22 protein-coding genes are annotated in these 25,977 nt (G+C 72.7%); 18 read left to right on the plus strand and 4 right to left on the minus strand.

Features of this window, described 5'->3' with window-relative positions; translation table 11 throughout:
- The first annotated feature begins 752 nt into the window (after positions 1 to 752).
- The 3 genes from ACIF8T_RS03895 to ACIF8T_RS03905 all read left to right on the plus strand — a co-directional run bounded on the left by ACIF8T_RS03895 (position 753) and on the right by ACIF8T_RS03905 (position 3,018).
- Entirely contained in the window at positions 753 to 1,358 is a 606-nt protein-coding gene (locus ACIF8T_RS03895; RefSeq protein ID WP_400030800.1) for an SAV_6107 family HEPN domain-containing protein, read from the plus strand.
- Positions 1,359 to 1,546: 188 nt separating this feature from the next.
- Complete coding sequence (locus ACIF8T_RS03900) at positions 1,547 to 2,353, plus strand: methyltransferase (RefSeq protein ID WP_400030802.1); 807 nt, start codon at positions 1,547 to 1,549, stop codon at positions 2,351 to 2,353.
- A 275-nt stretch (positions 2,354 to 2,628) separates the two neighbouring features.
- On the plus strand, positions 2,629 to 3,018 hold the full coding sequence (locus ACIF8T_RS03905; protein WP_400030804.1) for a DUF3040 domain-containing protein: 390 nt from the start codon (positions 2,629 to 2,631) through the stop codon (positions 3,016 to 3,018).
- Between the two features lie 367 nt (positions 3,019 to 3,385).
- Here the strand turns inward: ACIF8T_RS03905 and ACIF8T_RS03910 are convergent, their stop codons facing one another.
- The 4 genes from ACIF8T_RS03910 to ACIF8T_RS03925 form a co-directional block, all read right to left on the minus strand.
- The gene (locus tag ACIF8T_RS03910; protein WP_400030806.1) at positions 3,386 to 5,767 is read right to left on the minus strand and encodes a DUF3488 and DUF4129 domain-containing transglutaminase family protein; all 2,382 of its coding nucleotides are present in this window, start codon (positions 5,765 to 5,767) and stop codon (positions 3,386 to 3,388) included.
- A complete protein-coding gene (locus ACIF8T_RS03915; RefSeq protein ID WP_400030808.1) occupies positions 5,767 to 7,146 on the minus strand; it encodes a DUF58 domain-containing protein in 1,380 nt (459 codons plus the stop codon). Before ACIF8T_RS03915 ends, ACIF8T_RS03910 begins: the two co-directional genes overlap by 1 nt.
- Complete coding sequence (locus tag ACIF8T_RS03920) at positions 7,146 to 8,183, minus strand: AAA family ATPase (RefSeq protein WP_400030810.1); 1,038 nt, start codon at positions 8,181 to 8,183, stop codon at positions 7,146 to 7,148. Before ACIF8T_RS03920 ends, ACIF8T_RS03915 begins: the two co-directional genes overlap by 1 nt.
- A gap of 270 nt (positions 8,184 to 8,453) precedes the next feature.
- Positions 8,454 to 8,999, minus strand: a complete 546-nt coding sequence (locus ACIF8T_RS03925) for a beta-class carbonic anhydrase (protein WP_400030812.1) — start codon at positions 8,997 to 8,999, stop codon at positions 8,454 to 8,456.
- Positions 9,000 to 9,407: 408 nt separating this feature from the next.
- On the opposite strand from ACIF8T_RS03925, the gene rsmH reads away from it, so the two are divergent.
- The 15 genes from rsmH (at position 9,408) to ACIF8T_RS04000 (ending at position 25,935) form a co-directional block, all read left to right on the plus strand.
- Positions 9,408 to 10,364 carry a 16S rRNA (cytosine(1402)-N(4))-methyltransferase RsmH gene (rsmH, locus tag ACIF8T_RS03930; RefSeq protein ID WP_400030814.1) on the plus strand — a complete coding sequence of 319 codons (957 nt, stop codon included), beginning with the start codon at positions 9,408 to 9,410 and terminating at the stop codon, positions 10,362 to 10,364.
- Between the two features lie 21 nt (positions 10,365 to 10,385).
- Positions 10,386 to 10,880, plus strand: a complete 495-nt coding sequence (locus ACIF8T_RS03935; protein WP_400030818.1) for a septum formation initiator family protein — start codon at positions 10,386 to 10,388, stop codon at positions 10,878 to 10,880.
- Positions 10,881 to 10,885: 5 nt separating this feature from the next.
- Positions 10,886 to 12,841: a peptidoglycan D,D-transpeptidase FtsI family protein gene (locus tag ACIF8T_RS03940; protein ID WP_400030820.1), complete on the plus strand. Its 1,956-nt coding sequence runs from the start codon at positions 10,886 to 10,888 to the stop codon at positions 12,839 to 12,841.
- 213 nt (positions 12,842 to 13,054) lie between these two features.
- Positions 13,055 to 14,575, plus strand: a complete 1,521-nt coding sequence (locus ACIF8T_RS03945; protein WP_400030822.1) for a UDP-N-acetylmuramoyl-L-alanyl-D-glutamate--2,6-diaminopimelate ligase — start codon at positions 13,055 to 13,057, stop codon at positions 14,573 to 14,575.
- A gap of 28 nt (positions 14,576 to 14,603) precedes the next feature.
- Positions 14,604 to 16,019 carry a UDP-N-acetylmuramoyl-tripeptide--D-alanyl-D-alanine ligase gene (murF, locus tag ACIF8T_RS03950; RefSeq protein ID WP_400030824.1) on the plus strand — a complete coding sequence of 472 codons (1,416 nt, stop codon included), beginning with the start codon at positions 14,604 to 14,606 and terminating at the stop codon, positions 16,017 to 16,019.
- A complete protein-coding gene (gene mraY, locus ACIF8T_RS03955; protein ID WP_400030826.1) occupies positions 16,016 to 17,089 on the plus strand; it encodes a phospho-N-acetylmuramoyl-pentapeptide-transferase in 1,074 nt (357 codons plus the stop codon). Before murF ends, mraY begins: the two co-directional genes overlap by 4 nt.
- Positions 17,071 to 18,513 (plus strand): UDP-N-acetylmuramoyl-L-alanine--D-glutamate ligase, encoded by a 1,443-nt coding sequence (gene murD, locus ACIF8T_RS03960; RefSeq protein ID WP_400030828.1) that lies wholly within the window; start codon positions 17,071 to 17,073, stop codon positions 18,511 to 18,513. Before mraY ends, murD begins: the two co-directional genes overlap by 19 nt.
- Positions 18,514 to 18,594: 81 nt before the next feature.
- Entirely contained in the window at positions 18,595 to 19,947 is a 1,353-nt protein-coding gene (gene ftsW / locus ACIF8T_RS03965) for a putative lipid II flippase FtsW (protein ID WP_400030830.1), read from the plus strand.
- A 6-nt stretch (positions 19,948 to 19,953) separates the two neighbouring features.
- On the plus strand, positions 19,954 to 21,051 hold the full coding sequence (gene murG / locus ACIF8T_RS03970; RefSeq protein ID WP_400030832.1) for an undecaprenyldiphospho-muramoylpentapeptide beta-N-acetylglucosaminyltransferase: 1,098 nt from the start codon (positions 19,954 to 19,956) through the stop codon (positions 21,049 to 21,051).
- Between the two features lie 25 nt (positions 21,052 to 21,076).
- Entirely contained in the window at positions 21,077 to 21,871 is a 795-nt protein-coding gene (locus tag ACIF8T_RS03975) for a cell division protein FtsQ/DivIB (RefSeq protein WP_400030834.1), read from the plus strand.
- 288 nt (positions 21,872 to 22,159) lie between these two features.
- Positions 22,160 to 23,353: a cell division protein FtsZ gene (gene ftsZ, locus ACIF8T_RS03980; protein ID WP_400030836.1), complete on the plus strand. Its 1,194-nt coding sequence runs from the start codon at positions 22,160 to 22,162 to the stop codon at positions 23,351 to 23,353.
- 10 nt (positions 23,354 to 23,363) lie between these two features.
- Positions 23,364 to 24,092, plus strand: coding sequence for a peptidoglycan editing factor PgeF (gene pgeF, locus ACIF8T_RS03985; protein ID WP_400030838.1), 729 nt, complete (start codon positions 23,364 to 23,366; stop codon positions 24,090 to 24,092).
- A 5-nt stretch (positions 24,093 to 24,097) separates the two neighbouring features.
- Positions 24,098 to 24,817 (plus strand): YggS family pyridoxal phosphate-dependent enzyme, encoded by a 720-nt coding sequence (locus ACIF8T_RS03990; protein ID WP_400030840.1) that lies wholly within the window; start codon positions 24,098 to 24,100, stop codon positions 24,815 to 24,817.
- A 129-nt stretch (positions 24,818 to 24,946) separates the two neighbouring features.
- Positions 24,947 to 25,588 (plus strand): cell division protein SepF, encoded by a 642-nt coding sequence (locus ACIF8T_RS03995; protein ID WP_400030842.1) that lies wholly within the window; start codon positions 24,947 to 24,949, stop codon positions 25,586 to 25,588.
- A 62-nt stretch (positions 25,589 to 25,650) separates the two neighbouring features.
- Positions 25,651 to 25,935 (plus strand): YggT family protein, encoded by a 285-nt coding sequence (locus ACIF8T_RS04000; RefSeq protein WP_115908676.1) that lies wholly within the window; start codon positions 25,651 to 25,653, stop codon positions 25,933 to 25,935.
- Positions 25,936 to 25,977: the final 42 nt, after the last annotated feature.

Consider the following 25,977-nt stretch of genomic DNA (forward strand, 5'->3'; position numbering starts at 1 on the left):
GGGCACCCGCCAGTCGGTCCGCCGGCCCGGCCAGGTCCCGGCGGGAACACCGAGCACGAAGGCCGGGCGAACCGGCGACGGACGGCGCCCCGACCACCCGCCCGCGGACCTCGGGCGCGAACGGACCCACCGCGACCGGCCCCGTCACGGCCCGGGACGGTGCCTGGGCGAGCGCGGTCAGCAGCCGCGCCACGGGAAGCGGCCGACGGGAGGTCGCCGGCGCGGCGACCGCACCCGACACGACCAGCGCGGCCGGCAGCCCCGTGAGCACACGGCGCCGGGGCACGGCCCGCACACCGTGGGCGAGCGGCGGGGACGCCACGGCGACCGTCGCGCCGTGACCGGTGCCAAGAGGCCGACCCCGCCGGCACCGGCACCGGCCCCGCAGGCTCGCGGAGACGGGCTCCAGGAGGCCGACCGGCAGGTTCCCCTCGGTGTCGAAGGCGAAGGCGGCCGGCGCCAGGAACGCGAGCACAACCGGTCCGCGCCACGCGGCCGGCCGGGCCGTACCCCTGCCGCCTCTTCCCGGCCTCGTCCCTCGCGCCTCCCCGGCACCGCCCGCGGAGGCTCCCCACCGGGCTCACCGCTCCCGCCGCAACCGGATCCACCCGGCCGTAAGGGATGGACGCCCGGAGTCTGGCTACCGGAAAGAACACCAGGTCAGATCGGATTGTCAGTGCCATACCTCACGATGGGCACATACGGCATTCCCGTAGCAGGTGTGCCGTCACGCAGACGACAGGAGGTTCGTCATGGCCCGCTCCAACGCAGCAGCCGCCCACCGGCGCCGCGCCACCGGCCCTGCCCCCTCACTGACCGGCCCGGCGAGCGACGTCCACCCCGTGCTGCGCCGGGCCTCGGCGCCGCCCGCCGCCCTCGACCTGCTCGCCCAGGCGCGCGCGGGGCTCGACGAGGCGACCGGCCTCCAGACGCCGAACGAGCGCTACGCGACGGCCCACCTCGCCGCCCTGCGCACGGCCGCCGCCGTGCTCGCCGCCCGGGGCCGGCCGGAGACCTCGCCGCGGGCCCGGGCGAAGATACGGAGCGCGTGGGAAGTGCTCCCCGAGATCGCGCCCGAACTCACCGAGTGGAGCGCCCTGTTCGCCTCGGGTGCCCGGCGCCGCGCCCTGGCCGAGGCGGGCGTCCAGGGCGCGGCCGGCAGCCGGGACGCCGACGACCTGATACGCGACGTGGCGATGTTCCTCCGCCTGGTGGAGCGCATGCTGGTCCTCCAGCCGGTCCTTCCGCAGCCGCGCCCGGACACGGACCAGCCGGACCGGCCCGGCACGGACCGGGACCCGCGCGGCACGGACCAGGACCGTCGCGGCACGGGCCGGGACATGCCGGACGCGGGCTGAGCCCCGGACGGGGGACGGCCGGACGCGCGCCCGGCCTCCGCGCGGGCCGGGACACCGGGGTGACCTGGCGCGGCGGCCGAGGCAATAGGGTGGAGGGCGCCTGAAGCCTTCCCTGTCGCAGCCGGACCGGGCAGGCCCCGTTCGCTCCGCCCAGCAGGGGGCGGTGCCGCGCCGAGGAGTCAACTGCCGTGTCGGACCCGATGCGCCCCCGCGCCTCACTCCGTACCGCCGTGGTCTGGGAGGTCCTCCAGGACGCCCTGGACCGCCGGGTCAAGGCCACGGGGCGGCAGGCGCTGGACATCCTCGACACCGGGGGCGGCAGCGGCAACTTCGCCGTGCCCGTCGCCCGACTCGGCCACCGCGTCACCGTCGTCGACCCGAGCCCGAACGCCCTCTTCGCGCTGGAGCGCCGCGCCGCCGAGGCCGGCGTCGCCGACCGGGTGCAGGGCGTGCAGGGCGACGCGCACGGCCTCTTCGACGTCGCCGAGCGCGGCGGCTACGACGTGGTGCTGTGCCACGGCGTCCTGGAGTACGTGGACGACCCGGCCGAGGGCGTCCGCAACGCGGTGGCCGCGCTGCGCCCCGAGGGCGTCCTCAGCCTGCTCGCCGCCGGCCTCGGCGGTGCCGTGCTCGCGCGCGCCCTCGCCGGTCACTTCAAGGAGGCCAAGCACGCGCTGGAGGACCCGGACGGACGATGGGGCGCGGGTGACCCCGTGCCGCGCCGCTTCACCGCCGGCCAGCTCACCGGGCTGGTCGAGGACGCGGGCCTGCGGGTCGCCGCCGTGCACGGCGTGCGGGTCTTCGCCGACCTCGTCCCCGGCGTGCTGGTGGACACCGAGCCGGGTGCCCTGGAGGCGCTGCTCAAGCTGGAGGAGGCCGCGGCGGAACTCGCCGCGTTCCATTCGGTGGCCACGCAGCTCCACGTGCTGGGTGAGACCCGTGAGGCACAGGAGACGCAGGAGTCGCACGAGCCGCCTGCGTCCGCCGGGGCCTGAGACGCGTCGGCCCGCGCGCCGCTGATCAGCGGCGCGGCTGCGGATGGAGTACGCCACAGGCCCCCCGAACGGAGGCGCGGCGCCGTATGATCGAGGGAGACCGTCCGGCATGACGGGTCGGCCGCCGGGGAATGAGAGCCTCAGCGAGCCGGGCGTCCATGGCGGCTCCGGTTGGCCATTTGGCGCAGAGGGGCGGGTTTCACGGGGGCGATTCCCTGCCTATCCTGAAGGGACCCCCCGCGTCGCCCCGGCGACTGCACGATGAGGAGGACTCCGTGCCGCTCTCGGAGCACGAGCAGCGCATGCTCGAGCAGATGGAGCGAGCGCTGTACGCCGAAGATCCCAAGTTCGCGTCGGCGCTTGAGGGAAGCGGGCTGCGTACGTACACCCGGCGGCGGGTCTACCAGGCGGTCGCGGGCTTCCTCGTTGGTATTGCGCTCCTCATGGCCGGTATGGTCGCCCAGCAGGTCTGGCTCAGCGTGGTGGGCTTCCTCGTCATGCTGGGCTGCGCGGTTCTCGCGGTGACCGGCTGGCGCAAGGCCCCCAAGCCGGGCGAACAGCCCGCCGGGGCACCGCACGCCCGCCATCAGGGCCGGCAGCGCCGCTCCATGATGAACCGCATCGAGGAGCGCTGGCAGCGGCGCCGCGACGAGCAGGGCCATTAGCGCTTCCCGGACGATCACGCTCCGGGTCACAAGTGAAGACGTGTGCAGGGGGGTGACCACCGCCGGGTGGTCACCCCCCTGACGCATGCGCGCGCACGGCGGGCAGTGGCGAGGCGGTCGCCGAGGACCGGGCGCGTCGCCGCCCCTCCCTGTCCACGCACCGCCCCCGGATCAAGGGGTGTCCCGCCGTCGGGGCCCACCGGCAGCGGAGCCCTCGCCGTACGCCGTGAGTGCAGTCCGCCGTGCGTGGTTGCGCGGAGGCCGCCTCTCCTCGGTACGCCCTGAGGGCCGGATCCCCGGGACCCGGCCCTCCCCCCGGCATCAGCCGGCCGGCGCGCCTCGCCTCTCAGCCCCCGCGCCCCGCTCCTCAGCCCTGCTGCCCCGAAGGCTTCCGCCAGGTGGGCCGCATCGCCAGGACCCGTGTCCGCACACCCGACCACCACGCCGACGCCGCCCACACCACGCGGACCGTGGAACGAGGGGCGAGCACCGCGCGAAGCCGCGTCCTGCGGCCCGTCGTCGCACGCAGGCCCGCGGTGACGCGGTGGACGTCCTCCGTGAGACCCGCCGTGGGGCGGGGGTGCGGCGCGTACAGGACCTGCTCCACCGCGTCGGCGACGCGGTGCACCGCCGCGGCGGACGCCGGGTCGAGAGCGCCGATCCGCACGATCCGCGCCGCCGCCTTGCGCGGGGTCAGCGACTCGTCCGGCACGATGCCGAAGTCCCACGCGGTGTCGGTCAGCTCCTGCCAGGCCGCCAGGGCGTGCGCCGCCGCGTCCGCGTCCGAGCGGCCGTGCGCCCCCAGCCGGACGGCCCGGGTCCGCCGCCGCCAGAGCAGGGGTGCCAGGGGCAGCGCCAGCGCCACGAGGCCGCCGAGGACCCACGCCAGCACCGTGTACCACTTCGGGCCGTCGTCGTCCGCGGCCAGCACGGCCTGCGGCGACGAGCTCGCACAGCCGCCGTCGAGCCTGCGCTGCTGCAGCGTGCAGCTCTCGGTCGCCGAGGGCGCGGCGGAGGGCGCCGAGGACGCCGCCTCCGACGGCTGCGCCGGGTCCGGCACCGAGATGCCGGGCGTGTCCGGCACCGTGTACGACGGGATCGAGCCCCGCGTCGGGGTCGGCTCGAAACGCGTCCAGCCCACGCCCTCGAAGTACAGCTCGGGCCAGGCGTGGGCGTCGCGCAGCCCCACCGACACCGAGCCGTCCGCCTGCGGGGTGCCCGGCGCGAAGCCGACCGCGACCCGGGCCGGGATCCCGAGCGAACGGGCCATGGCCGCCATCGCGAACGAGAAGTGCACGCAGAAGCCCTGCTTGTCCCGCAGGAAGCGGGCGATGGCCTGCGAGCCGCTGCCGACCTCCACCCGGGTGTCGTACTCGAAGCCGCCCTTCACGGCGAACCAGTCCTGGAGCTTGACCGCCTCGTCGTAGTGGTTCGCCGCGCCCTCGGTGATCCGGCGGGCGGTCGTGGCCACGCCCGGCGGCAGCGACTCCGGCAGTTCGGTGAACTCGCGCTCGAGGGCCGCGGGAGCCTCCGGCGCCGAGGCGAGCTGCTGCGCCGTCGGCTGCACGTCCAGGCTCTTCACGCCGTACGTCAGACCGCGGGTGTTCTGGCCGTGGTCGCCGACCAGCGTCATGCCCACCGGCTCGTAGCGCCAGTTGCCCCGGAGCTGCACCCCGCTCGGCGGGTAGGGCATCGGCAGCCAGTCCTGGGCGTACCAGTCGGCCGCGGCGATCGTGGTGTCGAACTCCGTGCGCTTCACCCCGGGGCCGAGCCCCGTCGGGGTGGGGAAGGCGTCGTCCGGCACGGGCTCGATGCGCCGCTTGGACGGCTTCCAGGTCTCGCCGTCGAAGTCGTCCAGGGAGACGATCCGCAGGTACAGGTCGCTGCGGTCCGGTGTCTCGCTGCGCACGGACAGCACCTGGCGGTCCTCGTCCACGTTCAGGCTGTCGCGCAGGGACACCAGCGGGTTCACCGCGGAGATCGTGCCGCCGCCCCCGCTGCCGGAGCCCACGCCGGCGCCGGCGGCGTCCAGCAGGCCGCCGTTCATCGCGGGCAGGCCGAGCGGCACCACCAGGGCGATGCCCAGGGCCAGCACGCCGATGCGCCGCCCGGTGCGCACGGGGGCGACGGTGGCGCCCGGCTCCCCGCCCGCGCCGCCGAAGACCCGGCCCCACTGGGAGAGCCGGTCGCGTCCCTCGGCCAGCAGCAGCATCAGGTAGCCGACCGCCGCGAGCAGGAACCACAGCCAGTCCAGGCCGCCGTCGGACAGCCCCGCCGCCACGGAGTACAGCGCGAGCAGCGGCAGACCCGCCGGGGCCGCGCTGCGGAAGGTCACCGCGAGGGCGTCCACCAGCAGCCCGATGATCAGGACCCCGCCGAGGAGCATCAGACGGATGCCGTCGGACGTCAGCGGCGCCGGGATCGCGTACCGGGCGATGTCGTCGGAGCCCTGACGCAGCAGCTCGCCGAAGTGGTCCAGCGCCCGCGGGCCCGGTACGAGCCCGGCGAAGGCGTGCTCGCGGGCGAAGACCAGCGTCAGCAGCAGCACCGTGACGAGCGCCTGCGCCGCCACGGTCAGCGGCCGGGGCAGCGGCACCCGGCGGGTCGCCGCGCCCACCCCCGACTGCACCGCCAGCAGGAACGCGGCCTGCAGGATCCAGGTGGACGGCTCGACCAGCGGCAGCAGGGCGCACGCGGCCATCAGGGTCGCCGCCCACGCGCCCAGCGTCAGTCGTGTCCGCCCGCTCATCACGGTGTCCCCCCGTCCCTCGTCCCGCCGGCCGCGGCCACGCCGGTGCGCTCCCGGTCGGCCTGCCGCCACAGCTCGGCCACGGAGGCGCCCCGCGGCACGCCGACCACGGTCCAGCCCGCCTCGCGCAGCATCCGCAGCCGCTCCCCGCCCTTGTCCGACGGGCCGGGCACGCCGGCCGGTTCCCGGCCCCAGGTGCCGCTGTCGAGCAGGAAGGCGACCGCGCCCGAGCTGCGCTGCCGCATCCGGGCCGCCACCGCGGCCTGCTCCTCGTCGAGGTCGCCGAGGAAGGCCACCAGCAGCCCTTCGCCGCCGCCGCGCAGCACGTCGTACGCCCGGGACAGGCCCGCCCCGTCGGAGTGGTCGATCACCGCGAGCGTGTCCATCATCAGCCCCGCCGCGTCCGCCGACTCCTGGCTCGCGCCGGAGAACCCGTCGCCGCCCTCGCCGGGCACCGCGTCGCCGGTGTCCGTGAGCAGCCGCACCGAGAGGCCCCGCTCCAGCATGTGCACCAGGACGGAGGCGGCGCCCGCCACCGCCCACTCGAAGGCCGAGTCCGGGCCGGCGCCCTGGAAGGCGATGCCGCGGGTGTCGAGCAGGACCGTGCAGCGGGCGCGCTGCGGCTGCTCCTCGCGGCGCACCATGAGCTCGCCGTAGCGGGCGGTGGAGCGCCAGTGCACCCGGCGCAGGTCGTCGCCGTAGCGGTACCCGCGCGGGATGACGTCGTCCTCGCCGGCCAGCGCCAGCGAGCGCTGCCGGCCCTCGCCGTACCCCTGGCCCTCGCCGCTCAGCCGCACCGGCGGCAGCGGCTCCACGCGCGGGACCACCGTCAGCGTGTCGTACGTGGAGAAGGACCGGGTCAGCTCGCACAGCCCGAACGGGTCGCTCAGGCGCAGCTGGAGCGGTCCCAGCGGGTAGCGGCCGCGCAGGTCGGAGCGGACCCGGTAGGACACCTCGCGGCGGCCGCCCGCCTCGACCCGGTCGAGCACGAAGCGCGGGCGCGGGCCGAGCACGTACGGCACCCGGTCCTGGAGCATCAGCAGGCCCGTCGGCAGCCGCGAGACGTTCTCCATCCGCAGGTGGACCCGGGCCTCGGAGCCGGCGGGCACGCGCGCGGGGGAGAGGCGGCGGCTGCCCGCGACCCGGTGGCGGGTCCGGTACAGCACGGTCGCGCACACCAGCGGCAGGACCGCCAGCAGCAGGCCGACCCGCAGCAGGTCGCTCTGCCCGAGCACGTAGGCGCAGACCGCCGCCGCGACGCCGGCGGCCAGGAAGGAACGCCCGCGGGTGGTCAGGCCCGCCAGGGCCGTGCGGATGCCGTTCCGGTCCCCCCGGTCGGCCTCCGTGTACCCGGTGCCCCCGGCGGACGGGGTGGTCATCACAGCCTCCGCGGCGGCTGCTGCGGGTAGGCCTGCGCGCCGCGGCCCAGACCGAAGCCGCTCTGCTGGTGGGACGTCGCGGGCACCGGCGTGTGCTGCAGGATCTCGTGGACGACCTGCTCGGCGGTGCGGCGGTTGAGCTGGGCCTGGGCGGTGGGCAGCAGCCGGTGGGCCAGGACGGCCACGGCGAGCGCCTGCACGTCGTCCGGCAGCGCGTACTCCCGGCCGCTGAGGGCGGCGGACGCCTTCGCCGCGCGCAGCAGGTGCAGCGTCGCGCGCGGGGAGGCGCCCAGTCTCAGGTCGGGGTGGGTGCGGGTGGCGCCGACCAGGTCCACGGCGTACCGCCGGACCGCGTCCGAGACGTGCACGCCGCGCACCGCCTCGATCAGCTTCACGATCTCGTGGGCGTGCGCCACCGGCTGCAGGTCCTCCAGCGGGGAGACCCCGCCGTGCACGTCCAGCATGCGCAGCTCGGCCTCCGCGCTGGGGTAGCCGACCGAGACGCGGGCCATGAAGCGGTCGCGCTGGGCCTCCGGCAGCGGGTAGGTGCCCTCCATCTCGACCGGGTTCTGCGTCGCCACGACCAGGAACGGGCTGGGCAGCTCGTAGGTCTTGCCGTCGATGGTGACCTGGCGCTCCTCCATCGACTCCAGCAGCGCGGACTGGGTCTTGGGCGAGGCGCGGTTGATCTCGTCGCCGATCACCACCTGCGCGAAGATGGCACCCGGCTTGAACTCGAAGTCCTGGCGCTGCTGGTCCCAGATGGACACGCCGGTGATGTCCGACGGCAGCAGGTCGGGCGTGAACTGGATGCGCCGCACCGAGCAGTCGATGGACCGCGCCAGCGCCTTGGCCAGCATCGTCTTGCCGACACCGGGAACGTCCTCGATCAGCAGGTGCCCCTCGGCGAGCAGTACGGTCAGCGAGAGCCGTACGACCTCGGGCTTGCCCTCGATCACGCCTTCCACCGAACTCCGCACGCGCTCGACCACGGCGGTCAGATCAGTGAGGCTCGCTCGATCGTCATAGGTCGTCACCCGGCCCTCCTCGGCCTTTCCCCGCAGCTCGTGAAGAGCGGGGTTACCCCATCTTCCAGGGCCGGCACTCCGACCGGCCCGCCCCGTAACACGGACATCACGCGTGAACAGTTCCGCGTGACACCACTCCCGCATTCTTGCCGCCGTTACCGATTCGTGTCACTCGCCTGTGGACATCCGGCAGCGACATGTCCGGTCTTGCGGCCTTTTCGTCTCCTGAACGACAGGTTTCCGACAGCAGGACGTTACGGGACGGGCAGGTCGGGAGGGTCAGGCGGCGTCGATCTCCCGCAGCAGGCCGGTCTTCACGTCGAAGACGAAACCGCGCACGTCGTCGGTGTGCGCCAGGAACGGCGAGGTGCGCACGCGCCGCATGGACTGCCGCACGTCCTGGTCGACGTCGCTGAAGGACTCCACCGCCCACGCCGGGCGCTGTCCGATCTCCGTCTCCAGCTCGCTGCGGAAGTCCTCGGTGAGGGTCTCCATGCCGCAGCCGGTGTGGTGGATGAGGACGACGCTGCGCGTGCCGAGCTTGCGCTGGCTGATCGTCAGCGAGCGGATCACGTCGTCGGTGACCACACCGCCGGCGTTGCGGATGGTGTGGCAGTCGCCGAGTTCCAGGCCGAGTGCGGCGTGCAGGTCGATACGGGCGTCCATGCAGGCCACGACGGCCACCTTGAGGACGGGACGGGCGTCCATCCCGGGGTCGGTGAACGCGGCGGCGTACCGGGCGTTGGCCTCGACGAGGCGGTCGGTCACGGTGCCGCCGCCGATGGCGGCTTCGGAGCCTGCGGGAACCGATGCGGAAGTCGTCATAATCATGACGGTACTGGTCACACCCGGAACCGGCCTCCTGTGATACGGGACAAAAGAACGCCATTGAACCCGGATGTGAGCTACTCCATAGCCACGGCCCGAGGCGGCCGCGACGCGCAGGCCGGTTGATTGACCGCAAGACAGGGTGCACTAAAGTGACGCGAAGCGGGAGGCGAGGTTCTCCGCGGAGACTCTCCCCGCTGGACGAATTCCCCCGGAGACCTGGGCGACGTTCCGGAGATCTCCCCACGTGCGCGGCGCGTACGTACGGCTCGGCCTCCTCCCGCTCCCGGTCGGCTGACGCTTCCGGCGCCGGCGGGCCTCCCCTTCACCGGGGTCACCCGGCGAAGCCGGGGGAGGGCGGGGACCCGGCGGTGCGTACGGCCGCGCCGAGCTTGAGAGGGCCCCTTGAGCCAGAGTCGACACGTCCCGGTGATGCTCCAGCGGTGCCTGGACCTGCTGGCACCCGCCCTGGAGCGGCCGGACGCCGTGGTCGTCGACTGCACGCTCGGCCTCGGCGGGCACAGCGAGGCGCTGCTGCGGAGGTTCCCCGAGGCCCGTCTGATCGGGCTCGACCGCGACAAGGAGGCGCTGCGCCTGTCCGGCGAGCGGCTCGCGCCGTACGGGGGGCGGGCCACGCTCGTGCACGCCGTGTACGACGAGCTGCCCGAGGTGCTGGACCGGCTCGGCATCGCGCGCGTGCAGGGCGTCCTGTTCGACCTCGGCGTCTCCTCCATGCAGCTCGACGAGGCGGACCGCGGCTTCGCCTACGCCCAGGACGCCCCGCTCGACATGCGCATGGACCAGACGACCGGCATGAGCGCCGCCGAGGTCCTCAACACCTACCCGCCGGGCGAGCTGGTGCGGATCCTGCGGGCGTACGGCGAGGAGAAGCAGGCCAAGCGGATCGTCGCGGCGATCGTGCGCGAGCGCGAGAGGGAGCCGTTCACCACCAGCGCGCGCCTGGTCGAACTGATCCGCGACGCGCTGCCGCAGGCCGCCAAGCGCACCGGCGGCAACCCGGCCAAGCGCACCTTCCAGGCCCTGCGCATCGAGGTCAACGGCGAGCTGTCGGTGCTGGAGCGGGCCGTCCCTGCGGCGGTGAAGGCGCTGGCCGTCGGCGGGCGGATCGCCGTGCTGTCGTACCACTCGCTGGAGGACCGGCTGGTCAAGCAGGTGTTCGCGGCGGGCGCCGCCACGACCGCGCCGCCCGGGCTGCCCGTCGTCCCCGAGCGCTACCAGCCCCGGCTCAAGCTGCTCACCCGCGGTGCCGAACTTCCCACCGAGGAGGAGATCGCCGAGAACCGGCGGGCGGCACCCGCGCGGCTGCGCGGCGCCGAACGCATCAGGGAGGACGCCGAGTGAGGCCCGCGGAGGGGAACGCCAGTGAGTAGCAAACCCGAACTGAGGGGCAGGGCGGCCCGGCTCGCCCAGCTCCTCCCGACGGGGCGCGCGCAGGCGGCCCGCACCCCCTTCGTGCTCCTCGTCGTCCTGCTCCTCGGCGGCGGCCTGATCGGGCTGCTGGTGCTGAACTCCGCGCTGAGCGAGGGCGCGTTCAAGCTCGACGACCTCCAGCGGGAGACCAAGGACCTCACCGACGAGGAGCAGGCCCTGGAGCGGGACATCGACGCCTACTCCGCCCCCGAGGCCCTCCAGCGCCGCGCCCGCGAGCTCGGCATGGTGCCCGGCGGCGACCCGGCGTTCCTGAACCCCGACGGCACGGTCAAGGGGGTCCCCGGCCCGGCCGCCGCCCGGCCGGCCGGCGCGCGGGCGCCCCTGGTCCTCGCCCCCGAGGCGATGCGCACCCAGACGCTCCCGCCCGCGCCCCCGACGGCCGATCCCGCCCCCACGCCCTCCACGGCCCCGACCCCCGGCAGGTGACGGAAGTGTCCGACAGGGAACCGACGCGCCGCCGTGTGCCCGGCCCCGCCCGGCCCGTCCGCCCGGACGCCCGGCGCCGCCCCGGCCCGGGCGCCCGCCCGGCCCGCCGCCCCGCCGCCGCGCGCCCGGCCCCGCGCGCCATCCGCCTGGGCAGCCCGCGCCCCCGGCTGCGGCTGATCGGCCTGGCGCTGACCCTCGTCCTGACCGCCTTCGTCGTACGGCTCTTCCAGGTGCAGGCCGTCGACGCCGACACGTATGCCGCGAAGGCGGAGCGCAACCGGTACGTCGGGCAGGTGCTGGCCGCCGAGCGCGGCGAGATCACCGACCGCAACGGCATCGCGCTGGCCACCAGCGAGGACGCCTACGACATCACCGCCGACCCCACGATGTTCGCCCCCGGGGAGCTGAAGGTCGCCGACGGCCCCGAGCAGGCGGCCGCGCTGCTCGCGCCGATCCTGGGACAGGAGCAGGACGACCTCGTCGCCAAGCTGCGGCCCGAGAACAGGAACCTGCGCTACACCAAGCTCGCCGGGCGGCAGACCCCCCAGGTCTGGAAGCAGATCAAGGACCTGAAGAGCGCGCTGACCAAGAAGGCCGAGGCGGACGGCACCACCGTCAACGTCCTCTCCGGCGTCTTCGCCGTACCCACCAGCAAGCGCGTGTACCCCAACGGCGACCTCGCCGCCGGGATACTGGGCTGGGTCAACGCCGAGGACAAGGCCGGCGGCGGCATCGAGCTCCAGCTGAACGAGCAGCTCTCCGGCAAGGACGGCAAGATCCGCTACGCCCAGTCCGGCGGCCGCCTGGTGCCCACCGTGGGCTCCACCGAGACGCCGGCCGTGCCCGGCAGCGACATCGAGCTCACCATCGACCGCGACATCCAGTGGGCCGCGCAGAACGCCATCACCGAGCAGGTGGAGACGTCCGGCGCGGACCGCGGCTACGTGATCGTCCAGGACACCCGCACCGGCGAGATCCTCGCCATGGCCAACTCGCCCGGCTTCGACCCGAACGACCTGTCCGACGCCGACCCCGCGGCGCTCGGCAACGCGGCCCTCCAGGACGCCTACGAGCCCGGCTCCACCGCCAAGGTGATGTCGATGGCGGCCGTCCTGGAGGAGAACGCGGCGACGCCGACGACCCACGTCGTGGTGCCCAACCGGCTGCACCGCGGCGACCGGCTCTTCAAGGACGACGTCGACCACCCGACCTGGTACCTCACGCTCAACGGCGTGCTCGCCAAGTCCAGCAACATCGGCACCATCCTGGCCACCGGGCAGCTCGGCAAGACGCAGAAGGAGGCCAACAAGGTCCTCTACGACTACCTGCGCAAGTTCGGCCTCGGCGGCTACACCGGGCTCGGCTTCCCCGGCGAGACCAAGGGCATCCTCGCCCCGCCGGACCAGTGGTCGACCTCGCAGCAGTACACGATCCCTTTCGGCCAGGGCGTGTCCATCAACGCGATGCAGGCGGCGTCCGTCTACTCGACGATCGCCAACGGCGGCGTACGCGTCGAGCCGACGCTCGTGCGCGGCACGAAGGGACCCGACGGACGCTTCAGCGCCGCGCCGGAGCCCGAGAAGACCAGGGTCGTCAGCGCCGGCACGGCGAAGACCCTCGCCCGGATGCTGGAGTCGGTCGTGGACGACGAGGAGGGCACGGGCACCAAGGCGCGCATCCCCGGCTACCGGGTGGCGGGCAAGACGGGTACGGCCAACCGCGTGGATCCGGCCACCGGCAAGTACCACGGCTACACCTCGTCGTTCGCCGGGTTCGCGCCCGCCGACCAGCCCCGCGTCACCGTCTACTGCGCCATCCAGAACGCCACCAAGGGCAGCTACTTCGGCGGCCAGATCTGCGGGCCGGTCTACAAGCAGGTGATGGAGTTCGCCCTGAAGACCCTGCAGATCCCGCCGACCGGCACCCAGCCCGCGAACCTGCCCGTCACCTTCCGGCCCTGACCGCGGCCGCAGGGCCCCGGCCCGTCACCCGCAAGCCCTGAACAGCACCGAGCACCATCGAGCCACCAGGACCACCCCGTGACAACGATCACCCCCGGCCCCGGGAACCAGAGCGCCCCCGGCCCCTCGCTTCGCTCCCGGGCGGGTACGCCCGGTACGCTCACCGCCGTGCCACACGCTGATCAGTCCCAAACCACCCAGAAGGGTCATCCCGTGACATATCCGGGACCGCCCCGTCCGGCGCGGGTCTCCGCCGCACCCCTCGCGGAACTCGCCGGTCAGCTGGGTGTCGCCGCACCGCAGGACACCGCCGGGATCACGGGCATCACCCACGACTCGCGCGCCGTCCGCCCCGGCGACCTGTACGCCGCCCTGCCCGGTGCCCGCCTGCACGGCGCCGACTTCGTCACCCAGGCCGCCGGCCTCGGCGCGGCCGCCGTGCTGACCGACCCGTCCGGCGCCGACCGCGCCGCCGCGACCGGCCTGCCGGTCCTGGTCGTCGACGACCCGCGCGCGCGGATGGGCGAACTGGCGGCCGCGATCTACGGCCACCCCGGCCGGGACCTGCTCCAGATCGGCATCACCGGCACCTCCGGCAAGACCACCACCGCCTACCTCGTCGAAGGCGGCCTGCGGACCGCGAGGTCCACCGGCCTGATCGGCACGGTGGAGATGCGCATCGGCGACGAGCGCATCAAGTCCGAGCGCACCACCCCCGAAGCCACCGACCTGCAGGCCCTGTTCGCCGTCATGCGCGAACGCGGCGTCGAGGCGGTCGCCATGGAGGTCTCCAGCCACGCGCTGGTCCTCGGCCGGGTCGACGGCTGCGTCTTCGACATCGGCGTCTTCACCAACCTCAGCCCGGAGCACATGGAGTTCCACTCCGACATGGAGGACTACTTCCGGGCCAAGGCGCAGCTGTTCACGCCGGAGCGCAGCAGGCTCGGCGTGGTCAACGCCGACGACGAGTACGGCCGCCGGCTCGCCAAGGAGGCGACCGTCCCGGTCGTCACCTACTCCGCCGAGGGCCACCCCGACGCCGACTGGCGCGCCGAGGACGTCCGGATCGGCCAGCTCGACTCCACGTTCACGGTCGTGGGCCCCAAGGGCGAGCGGATCAGCGCCAAGGCCCCGCTGCCCGGCCCCTTCAACGTGGCGAACACCCTCGCCGCCGTCGTCGCCCTGGCCGCCGCCGGTCTCGACCCGCAGACCGCCGCCGACGGCATCGCCGCCGTGCCGGGCGTGCCGGGCCGCCTGGAGCGCGTGGACGCCGGGCAGCCGTACCTCGCGGTCGTCGACTACGCCCACAAGACCGACGCCGTCGAGTCGGTGCTGCGCGCCCTGCGCAAGGTCACCGAGGGCCGCCTGCACGTCGTGCTCGGCTGCGGCGGCGACCGGGACACCACCAAGCGCGCCCCGATGGGCGCCGCCGCGGCCCGGCTCGCCGACACCGCCGTGCTGACCTCCGACAACCCCCGCTCCGAGGACCCCCTCGCGATCCTCGCCACCATGCTCCAGGGCGCGGCCTCCGTGCCGGCGCACCAGCGCGGCGAGGTGCAGGTCTTCGAGGACCGGGCCGCGGCCATCGCCGCCGCCGTCGCCCGCGCGCAGCCCGGGGACACCGTGCTGGTCGCGGGCAAGGGCCACGAGCAGGGCCAGGACATCGCCGGGGTGGTCCGTCCCTTCGACGACCGCCAGGTGCTCCGCGAAGCAATCCGGAAGACCCAGGGATGAAAATCCAGAAGACCCAGGGGATGAACTTGTGATCGCCCTCTCCCTCGCCGAGATCGCAGCAGTCGTCGGCGGGCAGACGCACGACATACCGGATCCGTCCGTACAGGTCACCGGACCGGTCGTCCGGGACTCCCGCGAGGCGGTGCCCGGCAGCCTCTTCGTCGCCTTCGCCGGCGAACGCGTGGACGGCCACGACTTCGCGCGGCAGGTCGTGGACGCGGGCGCGGCCGCCGTGCTCGGCACCCGCCCGGTCGGCGTCCCCGCGATCGTCGTCGAGGACGTCCAGGCGGCCCTCGGCGCCCTCGCCCGGCACGTCGTCCGGAGCCTCGGCGCCACCCTCGTGGCCCTCACCGGCTCGGCGGGCAAGACCAGCACCAAGGACCTCATCGCGCAGGTGCTGCAGCGCAAGGCGCCCACGGTGTTCACGCCAGGCTCCCTCAACAACGAGATCGGGCTGCCGCTCACCGCCCTCAGCGCCACCGAGGAGACCCGCTTCCTCGTCCTGGAGATGGGGGCCCGCGGCATCGGGCACATCCGCTACCTGACCGGGCTGACGCCCCCGCGGATCGGTCTCGTCCTCAACGTCGGCTCCGCCCACATCGGCGAGTTCGGCGGCCGCGAGCAGATCGCCCAGGCCAAGGGCGAGCTCGTGGAGGCGCTGCCCTCCGAGGCCGACGGCGGTGCCGCGATCCTCAACGCGGACGATCCCTACGTACGGGCCATGGCCTCCCGTACGAAGGCGAAGGTGATCTTTTTCGGAGAGTCCGGCGAAGCGGATGTTCGTGCCGAGAACGTGCGACTCACGGACAGCGGACAGCCCTCCTTCAGGCTTCACACACCCTCCGGTGCAAGCGATGTGACCATGCGCCTGTACGGTGAGCACCACGTGTCGAACGCGCTCGCCGCGGCCGCCGTCGCCCACGAGTTGGGCATGTCCGCTGACGAGATCGCCGTCGCGCTCTCCGAGGCTGGCTCCCTCTCCCGCTGGCGGATGGAGGTCACCGAGCGCCCGGACGGCGTGACGGTCGTCAACGACGCCTACAACGCGAACCCCGAGTCCATGAAGGCCGCGCTGCGCGCGCTGGCGGCCATGGCCAAGGGGCGTCGTACGTGGGCGGTGCTCGGCAAGATGGCCGAGCTCGGGGACGAGGCGCTCGCCGAGCACGACGCGGTCGGACGGCTCGCCGTCCGGCTCAACGTCAGCAAGCTCGTCGCGGTCGGGGGCAGGGAAGCCGCCTGGCTGCAACTGGGCGCATACAACGAGGGTTCGTGGGGTGAGGAGTCGGTGCACGTGTCCGACGCACAGGCGGCGGTCGACCTGTTGCGCAGCGAGTTGCGCCCGGGGGACGTCGTGCTCGTGAAGGCGTCCCGTTCGGTCGGGCTCGAGAAGGTGGCCGAGGCGCTGCTCGAGACCGGTGCCGAGGGTGAGGTCGCCGCCCGATGATGAATCAGGTCCTGTTCGCAGGAGTCATTGGCCTCTTCCTCACCCTGATCGGCACCCCGCTGCTGATCAAGCTGCTGGCCCGCAAGGGCTACGGCCAGTACATCCGCGACGACGGCCCGCGCGAGCACGCCAGCAAGCGCGGTACGCCGACCATGGGCGGCATCGCCTTCATCCTGGCGACGGTCGCCGCGTACTTCCTCTCCAAGGTGATCAGCGGCGAGCCGCCGAGGTACTCCGGCGTGCTGGTGCTGGGCCTGATGGTCGGCATGGGCCTGGTCGGCTTCCTCGACGACTACATCAAGATCGTCAAGCGCCGCTCGCTCGGTCTGCGGGCCAAGGCGAAGATGGCCGGCCAGCTGATCGTCGGCATCGCCTTCGCGGTGCTCTCACTGCAGTTCGCGGACGCCCGCGGCAACACCCCGGCGTCCACGAAGCTGTCGTTCATCACGGACTTCGGCTGGACGATCGGCCCGGTGCTGTTCGTGGTCTGGGCGCTGTTCATGATCCTCGCGATGTCGAACGGCGTGAACCTGACCGACGGTCTGGACGGTCTGGCCACCGGCGCCTCCGTCCTGGTCTTCGGCGCCTACACCTTCATCGGCGTCTGGCAGTTCCAGGAGTCCTGCGCCAACGCGCTGGACCTGACCAACCCGGGCGCCTGCTACGAGGTGCGCGACCCGCTCGACCTCGCGGTCGTCTCCTCCGCGCTGATGGGCGCCTGCCTGGGCTTCCTGTGGTGGAACACCTCGCCGGCCAAGATCTTCATGGGCGACACCGGTTCGCTGGCGCTCGGCGGCGTGCTCGCGGGTCTCGCGATCTGCTCGCGCACCGAGCTGCTGCTCGCCATCCTCGGCGGCCTGTTCGTCCTCATCACCATGTCGGTCGTCATCCAGGTCGGCTCCTTCCGGCTCACCGGCAAGCGCGTCTTCCGGATGGCACCACTCCAGCACCACTTCGAACTCAAGGGCTGGTCCGAAGTCCTGGTGGTGGTCCGCTTCTGGATCATCCAGGGCATCTGCGTGATCGTCGGACTGGGCCTCTTCTACGCGGGATGGGCAGCGGACAAGTGACCTCCTCGGTGTCTTCGGAACGCCCCGACTTCCAGGGCAAGCACGTCACCGTCGCCGGACTCGGCGTCTCCGGCGTCCCGGCGGCCACGGTGCTGCACGGCCTCGGCGCGCACGTCACCGTCGTCAACGACGGCGACGACGAGCGCGCCCGGGCCCAGGCGGCCCCGCTGGAGGCGCTGGGCGTCACCGTCCGCCTCGGCGACGGCGACACCCTCCCCGAGGGCACCGAGCTCATCGTCACCGCGCCCGGCTGGAAGCCGGACAAGCCGCTGTTCACGGCCGCCGAGGAGGCGGGCGTCCCGGTCTGGGGCGACGTGGAGCTGGCCTGGCGGCTGCGCGGCCCGGACGCGGCCCCCTGGCTGGCCGTCACGGGCACCAACGGCAAGACCACGACCGTCCAGATGCTCGCCTCCATCCTCACGGCGGCGGGCCTGCGCACCGCCGCCGTCGGCAACATCGGCGTCTCGCTGCTGGACGCCGTCCTCGGCGACGAGGAGTACGACGTGCTGGCCGTGGAGCTGTCCAGCTACCAGCTCCACTGGGCGCCCTCGCTGCGCGCCCACTCGGCCGCCGTCCTCAACCTCGCCCCCGACCACCTCGACTGGCACGGCTCCATGGAGGCGTACGCCAGGGACAAGGGCCGTATCTACGAGGGCAACCGGGTCGCCTGCGTCTACAACGCGGCCGACAAGGCCACCGAGGACCTGGTGCGCGAGGCGGACGTCGAGGAGGGCTGCCGGGCGATCGGCTTCACCCTCGGCACGCCCGGGCCGTCCCAACTCGGCGTCGTGGAGGGCATCCTGGTCGACCGCGCCTTCGTGGAGGACCGGCACAAGAACGCCCAGGAGCTCGCCGAGGTCTCCGACGTGAACCCGCCGGCCCCGCACAACATCGCCAACGCCCTGGCCGCGGCGGCCCTGGCCCGCGCCTTCGGCGTACCCGCCCGGGCCGTCCGCGACGGACTGCGGGCCTTCACCCCGGACGCCCACCGCATCGCCCACGTCGCCGACGTGGACGGGGTGGCGTACGTCGACGACTCCAAGGCCACCAACACGCACGCGGCGGAAGCCTCGTTGGCGGCGTACGACTCGATCGTGTGGATCGCGGGCGGGCTCGCCAAGGGCGCCACCTTCGACGAGCTGGTCGCCAAGTCGGCGCGGCGGCTGCGCGGCGCCGTCCTCATCGGCGCCGACCGCGCCCTGATCCGCGAAGCCCTGGCGCGACACGCCCCCGAGGTACCCGTGGTCGACCTCGACCGGACCGACACTGGGGCGATGCTCCAGGCCGTCCAGGAGGCGAAGCGGCTCGCGCAGCCCGGCGACACGGTGCTGCTGGCCCCGGCCTGCGCCTCGATGGACATGTTCGCCAACTACAACAAGCGCGGTGACGCGTTCGCGGAGGCGGTTCGCGAACTCGGCGCCTGACCCGGCCCTCTGCCGCCGGGCGACCTTGGGAGGGACGCGTGGGACCGTCGAGGTCGATGCGGACGTACAGCGGAGGCACCGATGCCCGGTAGCCGTACCGGGCGGCCGCCCGTGCAGCGGGCCGTCCGGGGGCCGGCCGCGCCCCGGCCCTCGCGCGAGAACCCCGTCCTCGGCCTTTACACGCGCGTGCGCAAGGCCTGGGACCGGCCGCTGACCGCCTACTACGTGATCTTCGGCGGCAGCATGCTGATCACCGTGCTCGGGCTGGTGATGGTCTACTCGGCCTCCCAGATCACCGCGCTGCAGATGTCGCTGCCCGGCTCGTACTTCTTCCGCAAGCAGCTGCTCGCCGCCGTGATCGGCGGCACGCTGCTGTACGCGGCCTCCCGGATGCCGGTGCGGCTGCACCGGGCGCTGGCCTACCCGATCCTCGCCGGCGCCGTCGTGCTGATGGCCCTGGTGCAGGTGCCGGGGGTGGGAGTGGCGGTCAACGGCAACCAGAACTGGATCTCCCTCGGCGGCTCCTTCCAGATCCAGCCCAGCGAGTTCGGCAAGCTCGCCCTCGTGCTGTGGGGCGCCGACCTGCTCGCCCGCAAGCAGGACAAGAGGATGCTGGCGCAGTGGAAGCACATGCTCGTCCCGCTGGTGCCGGCCGCCTTCATGCTGCTCGGGCTGATCATGCTCGGCGGCGACATGGGCACCGCGATCATCCTCACGGCCATCCTGTTCGGGCTGCTGTGGCTGGCGGGCGCTCCCACCCGGCTGTTCATCGGCGTGCTGTCGGTCGCCGCCGTGATCGGCACGATCCTGATCACGTCCAGCGCGAACCGCATGGCGCGCCTGCAGTGCCTCGGCGCCACCGAGCCCCAGTCCGGACCGGTCGACTGCTGGCAGGCCGTGCACGGGATCTACGCCCTCGCGTCCGGCGGATTCTTCGGCTCCGGGCTCGGCGCGAGTGTGGAAAAATGGGGACAACTCCCGGAAGCGCACACCGACTTCATCTTCGCCGTCACCGGTGAGGAACTGGGCCTGGCGGGGACGCTGTCGGTACTCGCCCTCTTCGCGGCTCTAGGCTATGCGGGTATCCGCGTGGCCGGACGCACGGAGGACCCCTTCGTGAGGTACGCCGCGGGAGGCGTGACCACCTGGATCACGGCCCAGGCCGTGATCAACATGGGTGCGGTGCTCGGCCTGCTGCCGATCGCCGGCGTCCCGCTCCCGCTGTTCTCCTACGGGGGCTCCGCCCTGCTGCCGACCATGTTCGCCATCGGGTTGCTGATCGCCTTCGCGCGCGACGAGCCCGCTGCGCGGGCGGCGCTTGCGATGCGGCAACCTCGCTTTGGTAGAAAGCGGGGGGCCAAAGGCTCCGCGGGGCCTCGGAGATGGAACACGATGCGACGGCGCGCCCCGGCGCGCTCGTCCGGAGAGCGGTGAATTTCGGTGCATGTCGTACTCGCCGGCGGAGGAACCGCGGGCCACATCGAGCCCGCGCTCGCCCTCGCGGACGCCCTGCGCAGGCAGGATCCGACCGTGGGCATCACGGCCCTGGGCACGGAGCGCGGCCTGGAGACCCGTCTCGTACCCGAGCGTGGGTACGAGCTCGCGCTGATCCCCGCGGTCCCGCTGCCGCGCAAGCCCACCCCCGAGCTGATCACCGTCCCGGGCCGGCTGCGCGGCACGATCAAGGCGACCGAGCAGATCCTGGAGCGCACCAAGGCGGACGTCGTGGTCGGCTTCGGCGGCTACGTCGCCCTGCCCGGCTACCTCGCGGCCAAGCGCCTGGGCGTGCCGATCGTGATCCACGAGGCCAACGCCCGCCCGGGTCTGGCCAACAAGATCGGCTCCCGGTACGCGGCGCAGGTCGCCGTCTCGACGCCCGACAGCAAGCTGCGGGGCGCCCGCTACATCGGCATCCCGCTGCGCCGCTCCATCGCCACCCTCGACCGGGCCGCCGTGCGGCCCGAGGCGCGCGCGGCGTTCGGCCTCGACCCGAACCTGCCGACCCTGCTGGTCACCGGCGGCTCCCAGGGCGCCCGCCGCCTCAACGAGGTGGTCCAGCAGGTCGCCCCGTGGCTCCAGCAGGCCGGCATCCAGATCCTGCACGCGGTCGGCCCGAAGAACGAACTGCCGCAGGTGCAGCAGATGCCGGGGATGCCCCCCTACATCCCGGTAAGTTACCTGGACCGGATGGACCTCGCGTACGCCGCGGCCGACATGATGCTGTGCCGCGCGGGCGCGATGACCGTCGCCGAGCTCTCCGCCGTCGGACTCCCGGCCGCCTACGTCCCGTTGCCCATCGGCAACGGCGAGCAGCGGCTCAACGCCCAGCCGGTGGTCAAGGCCGGCGGCGGCCTGCTGGTCGACGACGCGGAACTGACGCCCGAGTGGGTCCAGCAGAACGTCCTGCCCGTGCTCGCCGACCCGCACCGGCTGTACGAGATGTCCCGCGCCGCCGCCGAGTTCGGCCGCCGGGACGCCGACGACCTGCTCGTCGGCATGGTGTACGAGGCGATCGCCGCCGGCCGTGCACACCACTAGGGACGTATGACGGAGGGCAGGAAGCGTGGCCGGACCGACCACCGCCGAGCGTGGTGAAGCCCAGCAGGAGTCGTCCGGCCCGCCGCTCGTCGGGCGGCTGCGCCGGCTCCGTCCCCGGACGGTCGTCGCCTCGGCGGTGGCCCTCGTGCTCGCCGGGGCCGGGACGCTCTGGCTGCTGTACGCGTCGAGCTGGCTGCGCGTCGAGCGCGTGTCGGTGTCCGGCACCCGGGTGCTGACGTCCGCCCAGGTGCGCGAGACCGCCGACGTCCCGGTCGGCGATCCCCTGGCCTCCGTCGACACCGAGGGGATCGAGACGCGGCTGCGCCGGGAATTGCCCCGGATCGACGAGGTCGACGTGGTCCGTTCCTGGCCGGACCAAATCGACCTGAAAGTGACGGAGCGAACTCCGGTACTTCTTGTCGAAAAGGGCGGAAAGTTCGTGGAGGTGGATGATAAGGGCGTCCGATTCGCCACGGTTTCCGAGGCGCCGAAAGGCGTGCCCGGACTCGAATTGTCGGTGACGCGTTCCAGCTCGGCCGCGGCGAGCCTGCGCCGCTTCGGCGAGGACCGGCTGGTGCGGGAGGCCGTCCGGGTCGCCCGCGCCGTTCCGGCCGCCGTCGCCCGCGAGACGCGCACCGTCAAGGTGCGTTCCTACGACGACATCTCGCTGCGCCTGCGGGACGGCCGGACCGTCGACTGGGGCAGTGGTGAGAAGGGGGCCGCGAAGGCCCGTACGCTCACCGCTCTCATGAAAGCGGCCCCGGGCGCACGGCACTTCGACGTCAGCGTGCCCACCGCCCCGGCGTCATCGGGGAGTTGACGCACATCCGCGCAGGCCAGCACCCTGGTTGGGCACCGCTATGGCTGATCACATAGGGTGAAAAGAAAAACGGGAGGTTCGGCGTGTTCGTTGAACGTGCGCCACTTGTCGACTTAGTGTCCTGTTCAGAAGACTCCAGGGAACAGACACACTGGTAACCCTAAACTTCAGCGTTAGGGTTCGGGTCGGCGAAACGGACCGTCCCATTCGGCATCAGTCGTCGCACCGCAGGGCGCAGCGCGTCACGGCGGTACGGCGACACGTAACTCGAGGCGAGAGGCCTTCGACGTGGCAGCACCGCAGAACTACCTCGCAGTCATCAAAGTCATCGGTGTCGGCGGCGGTGGTGTCAATGCCATCAACCGGATGATCGAGGTCGGTCTCAAGGGCGTCGAGTTCATCGCCATCAACACCGACGCGCAAGCTCTGTTGATGAGCGACGCCGACGTCAAGCTGGACGTCGGCCGCGAACTCACCCGCGGACTCGGCGCCGGAGCCAACCCGGCCGTCGGCCGCAAGGCCGCCGAGGACCACCGCGAGGAGATCGAGGAGGTCCTCAAGGGGGCCGACATGGTCTTCGTGACGGCCGGTGAAGGCGGCGGCACCGGCACCGGCGGCGCGCCCGTCGTGGCCAACATCGCCCGGTCCCTCGGCGCCCTCACCATCGGCGTGGTGACGCGGCCGTTCACCTTCGAGGGACGGCGCCGCGCCAACCAGGCCGAGGACGGCATCGCCGAGCTGCGCGAAGAGGTCGACACCCTCATCGTCATCCCGAACGACCGGCTGCTGTCCATCTCCGACCGCCAGGTCTCGGTTCTCGACGCCTTCAAGTCGGCGGACCAGGTCCTGCTCTCCGGCGTCCAGGGCATCACCGACCTGATCACCACGCCCGGCCTGATCAACCTCGACTTCGCCGACGTCAAGTCGGTCATGTCCGAGGCCGGCTCGGCCCTGATGGGCATCGGCTCGGCCCGCGGCGACGACCGCGCGGTGGCCGCGGCCGAGATGGCGATCTCCTCGCCGCTGCTGGAGGCGTCCATCGACGGCGCCCGCGGTGTGCTGCTCTCCATCTCCGGCGGCTCCGACCTCGGCCTGTTCGAGATCAACGAGGCCGCCCAACTGGTCAGCGAGGCCGCCCACCCCGAGGCCAACATCATCTTCGGCGCCGTGATCGACGACGCCCTCGGCGACGAGGTCCGGGTGACCGTGATCGCGGCCGGCTTCGACGGGGGCCAGCCCCCGGCCCGCCGGGACAACGTCCTCGGCTCGGCCTCGGCCAAGCGCGAGGAGCCGGCGCCGGTCCGGCAGCCCGAGTCCCGCCCGTCCTTCGGCTCGCTCGGCAGCGTGGTCCCGAAGGAGGAGCCGGAGCCCGCGCCGGAGCCGGTCAGCGACCTCCCGGTCGCCCCGCCGGTCACCCCGGCACCGCGCACCTACGCGGACAGCGCGGCCGAGGAACTGGACGTGCCGGACTTCCTCAAGTGATCCTTCTGACGTGATAGGACAGCGCGAGAGCGTGAGCGGCGCGCACTTCGCCTTCACCGACCGGTGGGGCGGGGTGAGCGCCGCTCCGTATGAGGAGCTCAATCTCGGCGGCGCGGTCGGCGACGACCCCGGCGCCGTCCGCACCAACCGGGAGCTGGCCGCCAAGTCGCTCGGCGTCGAGCCGGGCCGGGTGGTCTGGATGAACCAGGTGCACGGCGCGGAGGTCGCGGTCGTGGACGGACCGTGGGGCGACCGGCCGGTGCCGGAGGTCGACGCGATCGTCACCGCGCAGCGGGGCCTGGCCCTCGCCGTGCTCACCGCCGACTGCGTCCCCGTCCTGCTGGCCGACCCGGTCGCGGGGATCGCCGCCGCGGCGCACGCCGGCCGGCCCGGCATGGTCGCCGGGGTCGTCCCCGCCGCGCTGCGCGCGATGACGGACCTGGGCGCCGAACCGTCCCGGATCGTCGCCCGCACCGGGCCGGCGGTGTGCGGGAGGTGCTACGAGGTACCCGAGGCGATGCGCGCCGAGGTGGCCGCCGTCGAGCCGGCGGCGTACGCCGGGACGAGCTGGGGCACGCCGGCGGTCGACGTGGGCGCCGGGGTGCACGCCCAGCTCGGCCGGCTCGGGGTGCGCGACCGGGAGCGTTCGCCGGTGTGCACGCTGGAGTCGGGCGATCACTTTTCGTACCGGCGCGACCGCACCACCGGGCGGCTCGCGGGCTATGTGTGGCTGGACTGATGGGCATGACGGACCGCAAGGACGAACTCGCCGCCAATCTGGCGAAGGTGGAGCAGCGGATCGCCGCCGCCTGCGCCGCCGCCGGGCGCAGGCGTGACGAGGTGACCCTGATCGTGGTCACCAAGACCTATCCGGCGAGCGATGTGCGGATGCTGTCGGAACTCGGTGTGCGTCATGTCGCCGAGAACCGCGACCAGGACGCGGCCCCCAAGGCCGCAGCCTGCTCGGATCTGCCCCTTTCGTGGCACTTCGTCGGTCAGCTCCAGACCAACAAGGTGCGTTCCGTGGTCGGTTACGCGGATGTCGTGCAGTCCGTCGACCGCGCGAAGCTCGTCACCGCCCTCTCCCGGGAGGCCGTCCGGACCGGGCGGGAGGTCGGCTGCCTCGTCCAGGTCGCCTTCGACGCCGGGGCGAGCGGCCGGGGGGAGCGCGGCGGGGTGTCCCCCGAGGGGGTCGAGGAGTTGGCCGGACTCATCGCCGAGTCGCCGGGGCTCCGGGTCGGCGGGCTGATGACCGTCGCGCCGCTCACCGGGGAGTACGCGGGGCGTCAACAGGCGGTCTTCGAGCGGCTGGTTGATTTGTCGACCGACCTGCGTCGCGCCCATCCGGCTGCGAACATGGTCTCGGCAGGGATGAGCGCGGACCTCGAACAGGCCGTGGCCGCCGGGGCGACACATGTACGCGTCGGCACCGCGGTACTCGGAGTCCGCCCCAGGCTCGGGTAACGTCGCCAGGAAGTCGGACCACAGCAGAAAATATGGTCATTGCCGCCGATAGGCGGACTCAAGGACCACGTGGATCGCGGGCACTTGGCGGTCGTCAGCGGATCCACCACAGAGCGGAGGACTCAGAGCATGGCCGGCGCGATGCGCAAGATGGCGGTCTACCTCGGCCTCGTGGAGGACGATGGGTACGACGGCCGCGGATTCGACCCCGACGACGACTTCGAACCCGAACTGGATCCGGAGCCCGAACGGGACCACCGGCGGCACGAGCCGTCCCATCCGGCACATATCTCACATCAGCCCCAAAGGGACGAAGAGGTGCGAGTCGTGCAGCCGCCCGCGCCCCGCGAGCCGGTCGCACGCGCCGCTTCGCTCCCCGCGGAATCCAGCCGCCCGGCGCGCATCGCGCCCGTGGCATCCATCACACAAGAACGATCGAGTCTGGAGAAGAACGCACCGGTGATCATGCCCAAGGTCGTGTCCGAGCGGGAGCCTTACCGGATCACCACGCTTCACCCGCGGACCTACAACGAGGCCCGTACCATCGGGGAACACTTCCGTGAGGGCACCCCTGTGATCATGAATCTGACTGAGATGGATGACACAGATGCGAAGCGACTTGTCGACTTTGCGGCGGGTTTGGTGTTTGGTCTTCACGGCAGCATCGAGCGGGTGACGCAGAAGGTGTTCCTGTTGTCGCCTGCTAACGTCGATGTCACGGCGGAGGACAAGGCCCGCATCGCAGAGGGCGGGTTCTTCAACCAGAGCTGAGACGCACCACCGGAAACAGCAGTACCGCAGAGCACGGCACAGGGGAGAGGGAAGCGCGGGTCATGAGCGTGGTTCTGGATGTCATCTACATCGCGCTGATGTGCTTCCTCATCGTGCTCATCTTCCGGCTGGTCATGGACTACGTGTTCCAGTTCGCCCGCTCATGGCAACCCGGCAAGGCGATGGTGGTCGTTCTGGAGGCCACCTACACTGTCACTGATCCACCGCTCAAGCTTCTGCGGCGGGTCATCCCGCCGCTGCGTCTCGGGGGCGTGGCGCTCGACCTGTCCTTCTTCGTACTGATGATCATCGTCTACATCCTGATCTCGATCGTGAGCCGGCTGTGAGCGATGTGAACTACGGTCTTGCCGATGCCGACGACTACGTTG

The sequence above is a fragment of the Streptomyces sp. NPDC085946 genome, assembly GCF_044540485.1.
In the GTDB taxonomy this organism is placed as follows: Bacteria; Actinomycetota; Actinomycetes; order Streptomycetales; family Streptomycetaceae; genus Streptomyces.